At 39.5% G+C, this 15,426-nt stretch carries 21 protein-coding genes; 11 read left to right on the top strand and 10 right to left on the bottom strand.

Going from position 1 to position 15,426, the window contains the following annotated elements:
- Positions 1-217: 217 nt before the first annotated feature.
- The 6 genes from N1I86_RS03935 to N1I86_RS03910 form a co-directional block, all read right to left on the bottom strand.
- Complete coding sequence (locus N1I86_RS03935; RefSeq protein WP_003353654.1) at positions 218-1,402, bottom strand: toxic anion resistance protein; 1,185 nt, start codon at positions 1,400-1,402, stop codon at positions 218-220.
- Complete coding sequence (locus N1I86_RS03930; RefSeq protein WP_003353653.1) at positions 1,399-2,055, bottom strand: 5-bromo-4-chloroindolyl phosphate hydrolysis family protein; 657 nt, start codon at positions 2,053-2,055, stop codon at positions 1,399-1,401. The genes N1I86_RS03935 and N1I86_RS03930 overlap by 4 nt, the downstream gene beginning before the upstream one ends.
- Before the next feature lie 328 nt (positions 2,056-2,383).
- Positions 2,384-3,238 carry a ClpXP adapter SpxH family protein gene (locus N1I86_RS03925; RefSeq protein WP_003353652.1) on the bottom strand — a complete coding sequence of 285 codons (855 nt, stop codon included), beginning with the start codon at positions 3,236-3,238 and terminating at the stop codon, positions 2,384-2,386.
- Entirely contained in the window at positions 3,238-3,633 is a 396-nt protein-coding gene (locus N1I86_RS03920) for a globin domain-containing protein (protein WP_003353650.1), read from the bottom strand. Before N1I86_RS03920 ends, N1I86_RS03925 begins: the two co-directional genes overlap by 1 nt.
- A 350-nt stretch (positions 3,634-3,983) precedes the next feature.
- A complete protein-coding gene (locus N1I86_RS03915) occupies positions 3,984-4,616 on the bottom strand; it encodes a lytic transglycosylase domain-containing protein (protein ID WP_341095062.1) in 633 nt (210 codons plus the stop codon).
- 20 nt (positions 4,617-4,636) lie between these two features.
- Positions 4,637-5,215, bottom strand: a complete 579-nt coding sequence (locus N1I86_RS03910; RefSeq protein ID WP_270584310.1) for a CYTH domain-containing protein — start codon at positions 5,213-5,215, stop codon at positions 4,637-4,639.
- A gap of 101 nt (positions 5,216-5,316) precedes the next feature.
- On the opposite strand from N1I86_RS03910, the gene N1I86_RS03905 reads away from it, so the two are divergent.
- Genes N1I86_RS03905 through N1I86_RS03890 form a run of 4 tightly spaced genes read left to right on the top strand, consistent with a single transcriptional unit; the run spans position 5,317 to position 8,148 of the window.
- The gene (locus N1I86_RS03905; protein ID WP_003353647.1) at positions 5,317-5,691 is read left to right on the top strand and encodes a UPF0738 family protein; all 375 of its coding nucleotides are present in this window, start codon (positions 5,317-5,319) and stop codon (positions 5,689-5,691) included.
- A 56-nt stretch (positions 5,692-5,747) separates the two neighbouring features.
- Positions 5,748-6,419: a GTP pyrophosphokinase gene (locus N1I86_RS03900; protein WP_003353646.1), complete on the top strand. Its 672-nt coding sequence runs from the start codon at positions 5,748-5,750 to the stop codon at positions 6,417-6,419.
- Positions 6,416-7,213: an NAD kinase gene (locus N1I86_RS03895; RefSeq protein WP_003353645.1), complete on the top strand. Its 798-nt coding sequence runs from the start codon at positions 6,416-6,418 to the stop codon at positions 7,211-7,213. Before N1I86_RS03900 ends, N1I86_RS03895 begins: the two co-directional genes overlap by 4 nt.
- Before the next feature lie 17 nt (positions 7,214-7,230).
- Positions 7,231-8,148 carry an RluA family pseudouridine synthase gene (locus tag N1I86_RS03890; RefSeq protein ID WP_270584311.1) on the top strand — a complete coding sequence of 306 codons (918 nt, stop codon included), beginning with the start codon at positions 7,231-7,233 and terminating at the stop codon, positions 8,146-8,148.
- A 20-nt stretch (positions 8,149-8,168) separates the two neighbouring features.
- On the opposite strand, the gene prpE is transcribed toward N1I86_RS03890, so the two are convergent.
- Positions 8,169-8,909, bottom strand: a complete 741-nt coding sequence (gene prpE / locus N1I86_RS03885) for a bis(5'-nucleosyl)-tetraphosphatase PrpE (RefSeq protein WP_341095061.1) — start codon at positions 8,907-8,909, stop codon at positions 8,169-8,171.
- 275 nt (positions 8,910-9,184) lie between these two features.
- Here prpE and fabI point away from each other — a divergent pair, with 275 nt between their 5' ends.
- The 3 genes from fabI to N1I86_RS03870 all read left to right on the top strand — a co-directional run bounded on the left by fabI (position 9,185) and on the right by N1I86_RS03870 (position 11,510).
- Complete coding sequence (fabI, locus tag N1I86_RS03880; protein ID WP_003353642.1) at positions 9,185-9,955, top strand: enoyl-ACP reductase FabI; 771 nt, start codon at positions 9,185-9,187, stop codon at positions 9,953-9,955.
- Between the two features lie 120 nt (positions 9,956-10,075).
- Positions 10,076-10,258, top strand: a complete 183-nt coding sequence (locus N1I86_RS03875; protein WP_003353640.1) for a hypothetical protein — start codon at positions 10,076-10,078, stop codon at positions 10,256-10,258.
- A 1,003-nt stretch (positions 10,259-11,261) separates the two neighbouring features.
- Positions 11,262-11,510, top strand: a complete 249-nt coding sequence (locus N1I86_RS03870) for a hypothetical protein (protein ID WP_327803808.1) — start codon at positions 11,262-11,264, stop codon at positions 11,508-11,510.
- 1,052 nt (positions 11,511-12,562) lie between these two features.
- Here N1I86_RS03870 and N1I86_RS03865 read toward each other — a convergent pair.
- From N1I86_RS03865 to N1I86_RS03855, 3 genes are read right to left on the bottom strand one after another with little or no spacing between them, the layout of a single operon-like run.
- Positions 12,563-12,799, bottom strand: a complete 237-nt coding sequence (locus tag N1I86_RS03865; RefSeq protein ID WP_341095054.1) for a hypothetical protein — start codon at positions 12,797-12,799, stop codon at positions 12,563-12,565.
- A complete protein-coding gene (locus N1I86_RS03860) occupies positions 12,799-13,179 on the bottom strand; it encodes a winged helix-turn-helix transcriptional regulator (protein WP_341095051.1) in 381 nt (126 codons plus the stop codon). Before N1I86_RS03860 ends, N1I86_RS03865 begins: the two co-directional genes overlap by 1 nt.
- The gene (locus tag N1I86_RS03855; RefSeq protein ID WP_341095049.1) at positions 13,176-13,391 is read right to left on the bottom strand and encodes a hypothetical protein; all 216 of its coding nucleotides are present in this window, start codon (positions 13,389-13,391) and stop codon (positions 13,176-13,178) included. Before N1I86_RS03855 ends, N1I86_RS03860 begins: the two co-directional genes overlap by 4 nt.
- Before the next feature lie 252 nt (positions 13,392-13,643).
- Between N1I86_RS03855 and N1I86_RS03850 the strand changes: the two genes are divergently transcribed.
- From N1I86_RS03850 to N1I86_RS03835, 4 genes are all read left to right on the top strand, one after another.
- Entirely contained in the window at positions 13,644-14,117 is a 474-nt protein-coding gene (locus tag N1I86_RS03850; RefSeq protein WP_270584208.1) for a YhcN/YlaJ family sporulation lipoprotein, read from the top strand.
- A 16-nt stretch (positions 14,118-14,133) separates the two neighbouring features.
- Positions 14,134-14,604 (top strand): stage V sporulation protein AC, encoded by a 471-nt coding sequence (spoVAC, locus tag N1I86_RS03845; protein WP_270584207.1) that lies wholly within the window; start codon positions 14,134-14,136, stop codon positions 14,602-14,604.
- A 161-nt stretch (positions 14,605-14,765) separates the two neighbouring features.
- Positions 14,766-15,122: a stage V sporulation protein AE gene (gene spoVAE, locus N1I86_RS03840; protein ID WP_341095047.1), complete on the top strand. Its 357-nt coding sequence runs from the start codon at positions 14,766-14,768 to the stop codon at positions 15,120-15,122.
- An 83-nt stretch (positions 15,123-15,205) separates the two neighbouring features.
- On the top strand, positions 15,206-15,370 hold the full coding sequence (locus tag N1I86_RS03835) for a YjcZ family sporulation protein (protein ID WP_270584206.1): 165 nt from the start codon (positions 15,206-15,208) through the stop codon (positions 15,368-15,370).
- Positions 15,371-15,426: the final 56 nt, after the last annotated feature.

Below are 15,426 nucleotides of genomic sequence, written 5' to 3'. Positions count from 1 at the left end.
GTCGATAGGAGGGGAGAAAGGCGGTATTAGGAAGATCGGACATAGACTGTTTTAGGCTTTATTTTTAAAAGGAGCTATCCGAGAGAACATTCTTCGTTGATATGGTGGAAATGCTATGTCCATTCGTTCAATGAAAGGCTGATTTTGTATCTACCTTGCACGTAAAGGTTTCCATTCATAAAAAAGTGGGGAAGATGTTTCCCCACTTCTAATTTTTTCACTTTAAATTCAGCAGCTTTTGTTTTAGTTCGTTTTCCATTGTGGAAAGCTCTTGCTCGACTTGGTAACGTTTGGCGCGGCCTTCTTGTTGTATGCGCAACACTTCTTCTAATGTCGAGATCAAGTTTTCTTGAGTTTTTTTCAGTGTTTCAATATCGACGAGGCCTCTTTCGTTTTCTTGAGCCGTTTCGATGGTGTTTGCTTTTAGCATTTCAGCATTTTTCAGCAATAATTCATTCGTTGTTTTGCTGACTTGTTTTTGAGCTTCTACTGCATGACGTTGGCGAATCAGCGTTAACGCAATCGCGATTTGATTTTTCCACAACGGAATCGCCGTCATAATCGAGGATTGAATTTTTTCAGCTAATGTTTGGTTTGTATTTTGAATTAATCGAATTTGTGGTGCGCTTTGGATCGTAATTTGACGGCTTAATTTTAAATCGTGCAGACGTTTTTCCAGTCGATCAGCGAACTGCACCATATCATTTACTTCTTGATAAGCCATTTGGTCGCCGGATGTTTCCGCTTTTTTCCTCAGTTCCGGAATGATCTTCGTATGAAGTTCCTCTAATTTTAACTCGCCTGCCGCAATATAAATATTCAAAGCATGGAAATAGTCTTTGTTTTTCTCATACAATTGTTCTAACAATTGGATATCACGAAGCAATGTTTGTTTGGCAAGATCGAGTTTCACGCTAATGCGTTCGATTTGAGCGCTCGTTTTTTGATATTTGGATAATATTTCGTGAACCGAATGAGAAATTTTCCCAAACATCCGCAGGAAAAAGTTTTTCTTTTCCGGCTGCAGCTCTTCAGGGTTTACTTGTTCGAGCTTTTGCATCAATTCGCTTAAAATATCGCCGATTTCGCCAATGTCTTTATTTTGTACATGTTCAAGCATCGTTTGCGAGAAATGGAGTAATTTAGATTGCGCTTGCGTTCCGTATAAAATGATGGCTTGATGATCGGTGGGATCAATTTGTTTGCTCAGTTCATATGCTTTTTGACGATGCTCTTCAGGCAAAATGTCGACTAAACGGTTAGAATCGGCTTTATGGCCGACTTCCGTTTGATTCTCTTTTTGATCCAATATAAATTCGTTGCTTCCAAAAGGGTTGGCAAGTAAATCATCGATTCCATCACTGGAATGTTCAGGGGTTAACGATTTTTTTTCATCTGTCATTTTGTGCTGTTTCTCCTTTCATGACGTGAGAGCGGGTGTTTATGTCTGAGGGAGCGTTTTGCATATTCCAGTTCAAATTGGAGTTCATCCATATCGTTTGAAAGCAGTTGATATAAATCTTTCTCCACTTCATGATGCAATTCCTGTAAAGTGCGCTTCGTTTCTTGAACGCTTTGTATCATTTCTTTATTTTGAACGGGCTGTGTATTTAATAAGGCGTATTTTTCAATGAGTTCTACCATTGAATCCAGATGAACATAAAAAAATGACTCTGCCTGATAAAATCGCTTCGGTTCTTTTTTTATGAGACTATATATTTTTCTGACTAATTTGTACATGTCATAAAACAGTCTGAACGTATCGATTTGGCGAACACTTAGAAAAGCTTTTTGAAGACGTTTCATTTTTAGCTTCGCTTCTTTTAAATTTTTGCGGATAAAGCGATATTCTTTTCTTGATAAACCTTGCTGTTTCAAAAACTTTCCAGTCATCATCCATTTTAGCCATTGGTAGATCACGAAGCCGGCAAAAATGGAAACTGCCGATGATAACCAAAATAAATGATGAAACAGAAAATATACGAGCGCCCAAATGAAGATCATCGACGGTATGGTAATGAGAATCCGAATCAAGAGATCTAAAATCCATTTCACTTTTCGGCAACTCCTGTCTATATTTGTCGTTCTTCTATTGTATACGATTCAAATGAAAAAAAGGATTCATCACTACTATATCAAAGATTAACAAAATGTTCATAATGATGAGAAACAAAAAATCCAAAAGAGGGTGGGCTTCATTGGGAGAGAGGAAAGCACGGTAGGATTCTGTGCAGGGTGGAATGGAAACGTTGTAAAGTAAAAGAAGATCGTTCATTCACAATGCTTTGCAACGTGTACATACACTGCTTCAAAATGCATTTTGAAAAATTTCTCCATAAAAAATAAAAAGCAAGTGATCCTTTTGTAAAAGAACACTTGCTTTTTAACCGATATATTTCCAAAAAACCCCGTGCTTTGCAGGTATTTTTTCCACTTTTCTTTGAAGCATAAGCTTCTTAAGCTCTTTTTCAGCATCGGCCGTCTCCCAATCATAGACAACAGCCACTTCTTTAGTGGCCACGAATTGATAATGTTTCAAAAATACTTCGAGCGGGGGTGGAGATAAAGGCTCAGGCGTTTCCGGCAGCATCTCTTGGATAATTTGAACATAAATTTCATATGGATAAGTTCCAGTAACTTTAATTCCTTCATCTTCGATATTCTCATTAAAAAACACCAAAGTTGGAATTTCATCTACTTCCATTTCCGAGGTGATTTTTAAATCGCATTGAAAAGCTTTTACTGCCGGATCGGCATGCAAATCGTTTTTAAATTCTTCTACATCGAGATTCGCTTCTTCTGCACTTTGTACAAGAACATCCATCTTCGTCACATTTTGTTTTTCTAAAAACAATCGTTCTTGCACCTTTCTTAAAAATCGGCTTCCGGCTTTTCTGCCTTGCAATTCGGCTGCTTTAATGGCTACAGAAACGATATAAGGAGAGGAAATAGGATTTTCCAGCCAGAGAGTTCCGTCACAGGACATCCCCGTCCGGCTTGCTGTTCTTTCCCAATATTGGGCCATGTTTTCATGCCTTTTTTTGCCGATATTTAATGCTGTCAATTTTCCCGTTAATATGTGTCTAAGACGAAAATACTGTCCATATTCAATGTGCAGTTTCTTTAAAATCGGTTCCAACGCCCAACATTGAGGACACAACGGATCAATAAAAAAGTAGATTTCCAGCGGTTTCTTTTCTTTGCTGCAGCAATTTTGGAAAAAAAATATTTGTTCCACTATACTTCACCTTGTTCTTCGGGTGTGTTGATCATATGATGGGCCGTCAGCGTCAGTCGCATTAAGAGAAATTCACGAAATTCCCCCGCCAGTCCCACTTTATCCATTGCCCTTTTCATGCAGTTGAGCCAAGCTTCTGCACGTTTCGGTGTAACCGGAAAATTCATGTGCCGCGCTCTTAACATGGGGTGTCCATGTTCTTGAGAGTATAAAGGAGGCCCACCTAAAAATTGGGTCAAAAATTGTTTTTGTTTTCTGGCTGTTTCGGTTAGGTCATCAGGGAAAATAGGGGATAAATCAGGGTCTTTAGCCACATTGGCATAAAAAGCGTCTACTAAATCGGAAAGTTTCTTTTCACCGATGACATCATAAGGCGTTACCGCATTTTCAACCATTATTCAGGCTCCTTCAATCCTTAGTGTTAGTATTTTAAGCTTATTGTATCAGTGATAGAAAGAGAACTCAAACAAATAGCTTTTAACGGTGGGTTCGGTGCCCTCATCAACGTTAGCGTTCAAAATGCACCTAAGTTTCGCCGCAACGTATTTGCACATAAAAGCACATGCAAATTGCAAAAAGATAAACATTTTTCAAAAATAGTATATCACATTTGGTGAAAAAGCGGAAAAAAGACCGGCGATAGATTTCAGCTCCCAGCTTCTGAAATAAGGTCGAATAGATGCTCAATCTCTTTCATATCCTGTTCAAGAAGATGGAAACTGTCATGCCGGATTTATATTATATATTATGCATAAAAATGTTGAGCAATATTGCGTACATAATTTTCCGTTTCTTGAAACGGCGGGATGCCTCCGTATTTTTCTACGTTTCCGGGACCGGCGTTATAAGCGGCTAGGGCAAGCTCAATATTATTGTCAAAGCGATCGAGAAGCTGCCGCAAATATTTGGTCCCCCCAAAAATATTTTCTTCGGGATCCATTGGATTGCTGACTCCAAGCGATCTTGCTGTTGCGGGCATCAACTGCATCAATCCTATTGCGCCGGCGGGGCTGACGGCGTTTGGATTGAAATTAGACTCTTGTCTGATGACGGCTTGAATCAGTTTTTTCGGAACGTGGTACGTTTCAGCCGCTTTCGTTATGTATTCATCAAAATCCGTTTTTACAGAAGAATCGTCTGTAGAAGCGATCATATCTGCGCCGGGCTTAGTGATCAAAGGAGGAGCCGAATGATGGTTCTCATAATCTTCTATGATTTCTAAGCCTTCTTTTAACGCTTCCTGGAAAATGACGCCAAATGAATTCAGCGGTTCCTCTTGAAAAAGTGTTTGTGACGACATGGATTGAACGGGAGAAGAGGCGATATTGCCAAGAGCGTTCAATTGCGTGATAAGCCCCAACCAATTGTTATTGACCATAATCCTTCCTCCTTGCTTCGTTATTTCGACATCAGTGCGTTATAAAAACGTTTGATTTTATTTTCCGTTTTTCTGACCGGGATACCGTATTGCTGCAATAGTGATAAGAATGTTTCTTTTCCGACATCATAATTTTCTACTTCATATTCTAGCTCAAAATCTTGAGTATTTAAATACCAACTCTTGTCCAATACGAGAATGCCATCTTTGTAAGGAATTTCAGCACGGCAAGTAGTCAGAGTGCCGAAGCATTTTAATTCTGAAAGGGGAACAGAAGATTGAATCAATGCCGACTTCACTTCTCCATCGGGGATCATGCCGGAAGTCAGCATCATGGTCGCTTCTTCCGAATTTAAAGTTTGATTGGTTTCAAGAAGGCCTTTTTCGTAAGGCTGTTTTAATGTAAGTTCAAAATGGTTGTTAGTTTCGCGAATTCTTAAAGCCATTTTATTTTCTTTCAATAAAAAAGAAGGTGTATCAAAATAATGGTTTTTATGCGAAAAAAAGTCGTTTTGGCTGACGCGGAAACGGTCGGTCAAACGATGGAATTCCTCTTCGGTCAACAGATTTTTAAACTCAATTTCTAGCTGCTTAGGCATGAAACATTCCTCTTTTCCGTTAAAAAATGATAATATAATTATGTCTTGAATCATGAAAAACATCAATGATTGCATCAAAAGTCCTGGAAGGGAGACAAAAGATGAGAAAGAAAATTCACTTTACAAAGTCCGAATGGGATGGGAAAAATCTCATTCTGAAAACGGATCAAAAGGAGACTTTTCCTGCTTTGAAAGCAAGCGGACAAATGATCGTCGATTCCGATCAATTCGCTTTTATTTATTTGGCGGAAGATAAAGACGAATATATATATCTTTACATACACGAGCCTGTTTGGGCGGATTTACATAAGGTGCTGCAAACGGACGCAGCAGTGAAAGCCGATATTGAAGGAGAAATATTGGAATTAACTCAATTTTCTGATGAACTTTCCTATTTAATCCACAACATAGAAGGAAACAGCAATTATGGAGAAGAAATGGTGGCAAAAGTAGAATCTGTTTTTTTCGAAAAGTAACGGCCGGTTATATAGAATAGGGGAAAAGAATATTTTCCTCTTGTGAGGTGAAGAAAGTGAATCACTGGGATCAATTTTTAGCGCCTTATAAGCAAGCTGTAGATGAGCTGAAGGTGAAACTGAAAGGGCTGCGGTCACAATTTGAATTGATGAACATTCCTTCTCCTATTGAGTTTGTTACCGGGCGGGTGAAACCGATCGCCAGCATCTTGGATAAAGCCAATCAAAAAGGGATTCCGCTGGATCAATTGGAAACACAAATGCAGGATATAGCTGGCTTGCGGATGATGTGCCAATTTGTGGACGATATTATGAAAGTGGTAGAACTTTTGCGGATGCGAAAAGATTTTACGATTGTAGAAGAAAAAGATTATATTTCAAATAAAAAACCAAGCGGCTACCGTTCTTATCATGTGATCATCGAATATCCCGTCCAAACGATTTATGGAGAGAAAAAGATTTTAGCCGAGATTCAAATTCGTACGTTGGCCATGAATTTCTGGGCTACGATCGAGCATTCTTTGAATTATAAATATAAAGGGCGTTTTCCGAAAGAAATCGAAATGAGGCTGCAGAGAGCGGCAGAAGCAGCCTTTCAGTTGGATGAGGAAATGTCGCAAATTCGAGAAGAAATTCAAGAAGCGCAGGCTTTTTTTACAAAGAAGAAAGAAGCGAAAAAGGATCACAATGACAAAATATCGGATCAAAAAGGGGGGACAGAAAAATGAAATTTGCGATCACGTCCAAAGGAGATGCGAAATCCAATGCGCTTATGCACAAAATCCGAACGTATTTGCAGGATTTTGATTTAACCTATGACGATAACCAGCCTGATATTGTCATTTCAGTAGGGGGAGACGGCACGCTGCTGTATGCTTTTCATCGCTACAGTTCAAGGCTTTCCAAAACGGCTTTTGTCGGAATACATACGGGACATTTGGGATTTTATGCCGATTGGGTTCCCGAAGAAATCGAAAAACTGGTCATTGCGATCGCAAGAACCCCCTTTCAAGTGGTCGAATATCCCCTTCTTGAAATCATTATTCGCTACCAGCACGGAGGAAAAGAAACGAGATACTTGGCTTTGAATGAATCGACGGTGAAAAGCGTGGACGGTACTTTAGTGATGGATGTGGAAATCAGAGGATCCCATTTTGAACGCTTTCGGGGAGACGGACTCTGCGTCTCGACCCCTTCGGGAAGCACCGCGTATAACAAAGCGCTTGGCGGAGCCATTATCCATCCTTCTATTAGGGCGATTCAAATTGCAGAAATGGCTTCCATTAATAATCGGGTATTCCGGACAGTCGGCTCTCCGCTGATTTTGCCTTCTCATCATACGTGTATGCTAAAGCCGGTTAATAAAATGGATTTTTTGATTACCATTGATCATTTAACACTTCTCCACAAGGATGTTAAATCGATTCAATATCGGGTAGCGAATGAAACGATCCGTTTTGCCCGTTTCCGCCCTTTTCCGTTTTGGAAGCGGGTGCGTGATTCTTTTATTTCCGAAGATTAACAACGGTGAGGAGCAATATGAAAACCTTTATGCCTTTTCAGCTTGAGTGGGTCATCCATGAAGATGCCGATGGTCTTCTCATTAGAGAATTTTTAGGAAAACAGCATATTTCCAAGCGAGCTTTAACCGCAATCAAATTTTCGGGTGGAAAAATAATGGTTGATGGCAAGGAGCAAAATGTCCGCTATCGCCTGAAGAAAGGGGAGCGACTGACTGTCGTGTTTCCCCCGGAGATGCCATCTGAAAGTTTGCAGGCGGAAAATATTCCGCTTTCGATTGTGTATGAGGATCCATACTTACTCGTGATTTCCAAACCTGCAGGAATGAATACAATTCCTTCCCGGGAGCATCCTTCGGGAAGCCTTGCAAACGCACTATTGGGTTATTATGAAAAGAAAGGGATTCAGGCGGCTCCCCATATTGTGACAAGGCTTGATCGTCACACGTCAGGTTTGGTGCTGGCGGTGAAAAGCCGCCATATTCATCATCTTTTCAGCGAAATGCAAAAAAGGCGCGGTGTGAAAAGAACGTATCAAGCCCTTGCGGAAGGAATTTTTTTAAACCATCAAGGAACGATCGAACAGCCCATTGGAAGAAAAGAGTCGAGCATTATTGAACGCACTGTAAGAGAAGATGGCCAGTATGCCTGTACACATTACGAAGTGCTTAGGCAATACGACCAATTTGCCCATGTCCAGCTGACATTGGACACCGGACGGACGCATCAAATTCGCGTCCACCTGTCTTTTATCGGACATCCGCTGTTGGGAGATGATCTTTACGGCGGGAATACGAGCTTCATTTCAAGACAGGCCCTCCACTGCGCTAATCTTCAATTTTACCATCCTGTATTCCAAAGGGATATGGAGTTTAGTGAACCGTTGCCGTTGGATATGAAACAAATTCTTGCTTTCCATACTAAGATCGACCTCTAGTCCCAGTGGAATCTCAAGAGTTAATCCCATGTTTCTCGAAATTTTTCGGGGACGAAGGGCATCGTGGAAGGAACGCTCACCGTTTCGAGTTCGGGCCAACGAAAAGCGGTGAGGGCTCCGCCAAATACAGCCCCTGTATCGATATTGGCAGTTCGGTTAAGAATTCGTGGTTCTTTTACAGGAGTGTGTCCGTAAACAATCCAGGCTTTTCCTCGATAATATTTGGCCCAGTCTCTGCGAACAGGAGTTCCGTCCGCATGTTTTTCACCGGTAATGTCGCCGTACAAGACGAAAGTTTTGACGCGTTGATTGTATATTCCGATATCTTGTTCACGAATGCCGGCATGCGCGACAATCAATCGGCTTTCATCTAGAATTTGATAAAGAGGAGCATTTTCATAGAGTTCCATGAACATGCGCCGATAATGGGCGGCATTTTTTTCGGGGAGAGCCTTCAGTTCGGCTACAGTCGTTTCCAACCCATGGGAAATTTGAACACGATTTCCGAGAAAGTAGCGGTACAGCTTGTTGCAGTGGTTGCCTGGCGAATAATAACCAAGTTTTTGTTTCCAAAGCAGGTAGACTGTTTCTATCACTTTCAGAGACTGAGGCCCCCTGTCCGTCAAATCTCCAACAAATGAAAGCACCCTTCCCTTTGGATGGACAGGAATGTCTTTTTTCCAGTCGTATCCAAGTTTTTCGGTCAGCTCTACCAATTCTTGAAAGCACCCATGAATGTCTCCAATAATATCGATGTTCATTTTCAATTCCCCCAAGTCGTCGTGTTTCTTTTTATTCTTTCCTTTTTGTCCATTGAGAAGTACATATTTCGTCTTTTTTCATTATTCAAAATAAAACATAATACGTGGAAAAAGAAATGAATTAAAAAAAGCAATAAGGAAAACGGATAGAACGCAGTGTTTTTTGATTCCCTTGCAGAATCCGGAAGCCCTTTTTATCAGGGCTTTTTTTCTGTATGGAAACATGCTAAACTTTTTATCAGGTTCTAATAACTTGTATTAGGAGGAAACGGAACATGGATCTTTTAAAAGGAAAAACGTTTGTGGTGATGGGGGTCGCGAATAAGCGGAGCATCGCATGGGGCATTGCTCGTTCCCTTCATCAAGCTGGGGCGCGTCTTATTTTTACATACGCAGGAGAACGTCTGGAAAAAAGCGTGAAGGAACTAGCAGAATCTTTAAACGAGGACTCGCTTGTTTTGCCGTGTGATGTCACCAATGACGAAGATATTAAAAAATGTTTCGCGGAAATAAAAAATCGCGTCGGGGTCATTCATGGTCTTGCGCATTGCATTGCCTTTGCCAATAAAGAGGATTTAAGCGGAGAATATGTGGACACTTCCAGAGATGGATATCTTCTCGCTCAAAATATCTCTTCCTATTCATTAACCGCCGTCGCCAGAGAAGCGAAAGAGCTGATGACAGAAGGTGGAAGCATCGTCACAATGACGTATTTAGGCGGTGAACGAGTGGTAACCAACTATAATGTGATGGGTGTGGCTAAAGCAGCTTTGGAGGCAAGCGTGAGATATTTGGCTGCGGATTTAGGGAAATATGGAATCCGTGTCAATTCGATTTCGGCAGGACCTATTCGTACACTATCGGCAAAAGGGATCAGCGACTTTAACTCGATCTTAAAAGTTATTGAAGAACGCTCGCCGCTTAGAAGAACTACTACACAAGAAGAAGTTGGCGACACGGCTGTATTTTTATTCAGCGACATGTCACGTGGAATCACCGGCGAAAATATACATGTGGATTCTGGTTTTCATATTACGGCGCTTTAATCGAGTCGATAGGCTGGCTTGGAAAGGATGCTCTTTTCAAGCCAGCTTTTTTCTATTTATCAACAAATGGGCGGTCGCAGCATACAATGAGGAAGGTTCGATCAGAATGGAGGGTTGAGAATGGAACAAAGCCAAAGAACCAAACAGTCGAGACCGCCTTTATTGTATATCAATCAGCCTAAATTTCCCCTGCCGAACACTCCGATGCAAAAGCAGTACACGATGGAAATACAGAGGAACGAGACTGTTGCAGAACCACCTATCTTGAACGCGGCAAAAGAACAGGACAATACCTTCCGCTAAAGCGGACAAATTGGATGACCATAAAGACGATTCTAATCATCATAGCGGATGATGCCACATAGACATCAAACGAAAGTAATCAAAATGAGGAATCGTCCAATGGAGCAGATAGCCTACTTAAAAATTTTCAGTCAGCATTCATTCATTGAAAATAGTAGAATCCTTTACCGGAGCACTCTATTAAAAAAGGATCGAAAGTATCAAGATAAATTGAAATAAAAACCTGTCTGTTTGGATCCCCTCAAGGTAGACAGAAAAAGAAAACAAATGATTCTGTTTACGATTGAGGAGGCTTTTTTATGGAGAAATAAGGAAAAACATATGAAGCGGCATGCAAGAAAAAATCTACTGGCTTATATCTTAAGAATGGGAGATTTGAGGCGCAGCAAAAAATAAGGAATCGATCATGCGATGATTCGCCGCCGGGTGAATCTTTTTTATTTGAGAAATTAAAAGGTTTTGAAGATAAGTCTGAATAGGCAGAAACGGAGAATTCGTTAACAGAACTCTAAAAACATAAAAAGAATAAGAAAAAGCATACATAGTAGTTTCGTTTTTATCTCCTATTCGTTTTTTTGCTTTATAATAAAATGACGATATTATTTTATTTTGGAATAAAAGGATATTGAAGAGCAAAAAAATGAAGGGCCTTATGCTCGTCCTTCTCATCCTGATCGGAGGAGGTTTTCTAACGGACAAGTTTTACTTTCAAAAAGCTGCAGCACAAAAAGCCACAATGGATCATATCGGAGGAAAAAGGATATGCCGACCGGATAGAATCTAAAAAGATGGTTTATGACAGTAAAAAGGGGACTTATTATATGGCTGTTTACTAAAAAGATGAAAAAGGCGTTCGTTATGAATATTTTTGTAATGGCGGTTTATTCCCTACTAAAGTTTTTGTAGCAGCATATGATCATCATGATTCAATTGAAAAAGGCACGAAAGGAAAAGGGAAATATTTAGAGGAATAATAAGCAAGCAGAAAATGGAGAGAAGGATAATGGATAAAAAGATAAAAGAAAGCAAACTTTTAAAAAAATACGACGAATTTAACATAGGGATTGTGTGCGCGCTTATTCTTTTCATTTGTGGGCTTTTAAGAGTCAGTATCTCTATTCAACTATTTTTATTGTCGCTAGTGGCGCTGGTAGACTTAATGGTGGCGGTGATAACGAACAAAAAGAAAGAGATGATCATGGATATTTGTGCCACCGTCCTTTTATGGATTGGCGCTGTGTTTTTAAAATAAAAAGAAAGGGGGAATCATGAAGGAGAAAAGAAATCATGATTTACTGAAGTATGGTTAGAGATTATTTTTGGGTAATGGGATCATTTAGTTTGATACGACTTTTGAACGTAATGCGGCTTTTTGCCGAAGCGTTTATTTGAATATTCGAAAAATAATGTTGCTATCAGTCTATCATTTCGACAAGAACTTTTGTGTTTAATGCAAATTTGAACCTAACTATCTTTTTGTATCTGAAGAAAGCTGTTTGAATTTGAAAGAATGAATTCTTTCTCTTTAACCAAATGGTTTAATATAGGTGTGATATCTGTTATATTTAACTAATTGGTTAACCATAATAAAGATGATCATTTAAATGAAAGTTTTATGCATTAGCTGTTTCTGAAAGTAGGACAGCTACTAGCGAAACCGTTTGATCTGTTTTTGGCTTCTATTTCAAAACAAGTGAAGATTTTAGAGCGAGCGAATTAGTCCATAAGATTGTAAATGGAAAAACTCACACGTGTTACTTAAATACCGCATCATTATTTCAAGCTACAGAATGGCTGCTTTTTTTGAGAAATTTTGGAGTAAACGTTTTGATCTTCTTGAGAGTGAATTATAAAAAAACAATAAAAAGAATATTAAATCACCCGTGGTACTAGATAAAATGAGATCAGCATAAAAATAGCCCTGCATGAAGGATCTCCTTTAAAATGAAAGTGCTACCAAACATTCAATAAGAAGGCAGTGTCAACAAAATCGTCTATAATATATAGATTGTTTCCAATAACTCAAGGGATTATTTTGGCAGTGTTGAAAAAGAGGTTGAAGAGCAGCATACTGTTGCCCTGGCAACCTCATTATTCAACGTTTAAAATGAGCAAAAGAAATTTTTCCTTCTGATTTTGAGCGGTAGATCCCCGAATCTGTCCCCAAAAATGAAGCGGAATTTTTGCATTTAGCAAGTCATTTATACACATAACGAAAGAAAATCCCGCTTGTGTTCCTCATTTAAGACACATATTTGTTAAATTTTTGAATGTCGATTCACAATCAGTTCGGTCTTCTTATTTTTATTTCCGTTTTTTGGAAAACAAACGTGAAAAAAAACCTTTTTGTTTCTCTTTTTCTGCCATGGCGGCTTCGATTCTAGCTTTCCTGATTTCTAAAGCTTGATTCAATGATTTCATGAGTTGTCGATCACGTTTCTCCAATGACTCTTTGATGAATATTTCTTGTTCTTGAAATCGTTCCGTTAATTGTCTATTGAGCTCATTGAGTTCTCGAAGCTCTTTTACAATATCTTCCATCATGTTGAGTCCAATTGATTCATTAACTCATTGAATCGGTTATCATATTGTGTTATATCGCTTGATTCTTGTTGATTTGACTGGACTTGTTTAAGTGTTTTGCCTTCCGCTTCACTTTGTATTTTTTGTTTCTGATTGATTACGATCATTTTCGCCATACGTTCCACTGGCACAGCACTTTTTTTAGATAAACTCTTTACTTCTTTGAAAACAAACACATCGTTATCCGTATAGATCCTGGATCCATTCTCGGTTTTCCTGAATCTATAACCTGCTTTTTCCAATGCTTGTGCATATTTTCTTACCGTCGATTCCGCTATATTGACCATATTCGCTATATCTTTAGTACTGTATTCTTTCCCTACATTATCGCTATTCATGTCCCAATCCCCTCGGATACACATATTTCAACACGGGCCATATCGTGTCCTTCAAAATCATCACACAATCTCGTTTCAACCTTTATCCAACTCATTTGTAATCTATACAATTCATGTTTTAATTGTGTGTTTTTCTCGCCTAGAACGAAAACAGTTTTTTCTTTGTTCACTATAAAATTAAGTAGCTCATCCTTTTTAATGAATTTAGCCATTGAGTTATCCATTATTTAATGAGCTAGGATCCAATCATGGATTTTGTCATGTAAGTGAACTGAATTCAAAACCATTTTTTATGATCAATTAGATTATTTGAACAACCACAGTGCACTCATTGTTAGTCGCGATAGGAGAACATGGCTTTTACCAGATGCGGATCTTATAGTTGTTAACCATTTCCATTATAAAATAACGGGTTTGGAAAAAAATAAGACTTAGTTAACAAGCAATGTTGAGGAGATGACGTTATGAACATCGTAAAAGGAATTATGGCCATATTTGTTCTTTTCCTTTGTCTTTCCGGATGCGGCGGCATGGGCAGCAATCACACAAAAGACAGTCAATTGGCGTTGATGAAAACGACGGATCCCGAACCGATAAAATTATCCGACTCTTCCTCTAAGAAAGTAGCTGCCATTAAAAAAGAAGTCAGCCGGATGAATGAAATTTATGATGTTTCTGTGGTGGAAGGGAAAAAGGATATACTGGTTGCTTATAAAGTAAGGCATTTGTCGAGATTTAAAATGAAAACCATCGAAAAGAATTTAAAAGAGAGACTTGAGAAACAATATCCACACGATCATTTCGTTGTCTCAAGCGACTATAAAATATTTTTGGAATCCGTTAGATTGAAGGAAGATTTAGATGCAGGAAAAATATCCAAAAAAGAAGCCAACAAGCGTTTTCGGAAAATAATAAAACTGTCAAAAGAACTTACATAAAGGAAGGAGTATTCAAATGCCGAAACAGCAAAAAACCATGGTTCAACAGGAATATGAAGAAATTGAAAAAAAATATGAAACGAAAAGACCAGTGTTAAAAAATTGCCTGCGGGCTTTTTTCGTAGGAGGGCTGATATGCGCCATCGGACAAGCGATCACGTATTTTTATATTTACTTCTTCGATTTTACAGAACAAACAGCGGGAAATCCGACTGTTGCTACCCTTGTATTCCTGTCGATGCTCCTGACGGGATTTGGGGTTTATGATAGAATCGGTCAATTTTCAGGCGCAGGCAGCGCAGTTCCGGTTACAGGATTTGGAAATTCAGTTATTTCTGCAGCCATTGAGCACCGAACTGAAGGATTCGTTCTAGGAGTAGGCGGCAATATGTTTAAATTGGCCGGATCGGTCATTGTGTTCGGTGTTTTTTCAGCCTTTGTGATTGCTTTAATTAAAACACTTTTGTTCAAATTCGGCGTTTTGTAATAAGGATGAAACATTCAAGTTCGATAGATCTGCCTATTTTTAGGCGCCTTTACACCGCAAAAATAAAGATGAACCATACGATTTCATTGTTCGCAAATGCTGTAAGAGGCGTTGGTCGATGAAAGCGACATAACAAATTGAACAGAAAAGGAGTGATCCATATGATCGCCATGTACTTTTGGGCTTTTGTCGTCGGTGGAGCGATTTGTGTTCTCGGTCAGCTTCTTTTTGACGTTGCAAAATTATCACCGGGCCATACGATGTGTTTATTGGTTGTTTTAGGTGCTATTGTGTCCGGATTTGGACTGTATGAACCGTTGATCGATTTTGCCGGTGCGGGTGCCACTACTCCGATTACCAATTTTGGCAATTCACTTGTACAAGGAGCGATGCAAGAGGCAAGACGTCACGGCATTGTAGGGGTATTAACAGGAATGTTTGAAGTAACGAGTTCAGGAATTTCCGCCGCCATCATTTTTGGATTTATCGGTGCACTGCTATTTAAACCAAAGGGATAATCAAACTTTCATGGCAAAAGCCTATACAAGAACGTACACCTCGACATATGTTATTAATGAAATCACAAAGTGAGGTGACGATCATGGGCTTCGGATTTGGAGGATACGGTGGCTACGGCGGCTTTGGTGGCTGCGGTTGTGGCGGCTACGGCGGCTATGGCTACGGTGGTTTTTATGGCGGCTCTACGTTTGTGCTAATCGTCGTGCTTTTCATCTTATTAATCATAGTTGGCGCAAGTTTCTGCTAATTAATGTGTTCACCTATATGGAAAGGCAGAGGGCAACTGGCTCTCTGCTTTTTCAA

This window comes from Bacillus sp. FSL W8-0116, assembly GCF_038003825.1.
In the GTDB taxonomy this organism is placed as follows: Bacteria; Bacillota; Bacilli; order Bacillales; family DSM-4216; genus Bacillus_O; species Bacillus_O smithii.
The sequence above is the reverse complement of the archived record's forward strand: the minus strand, read 5'-3'. Positions and strand labels throughout refer to the sequence as shown.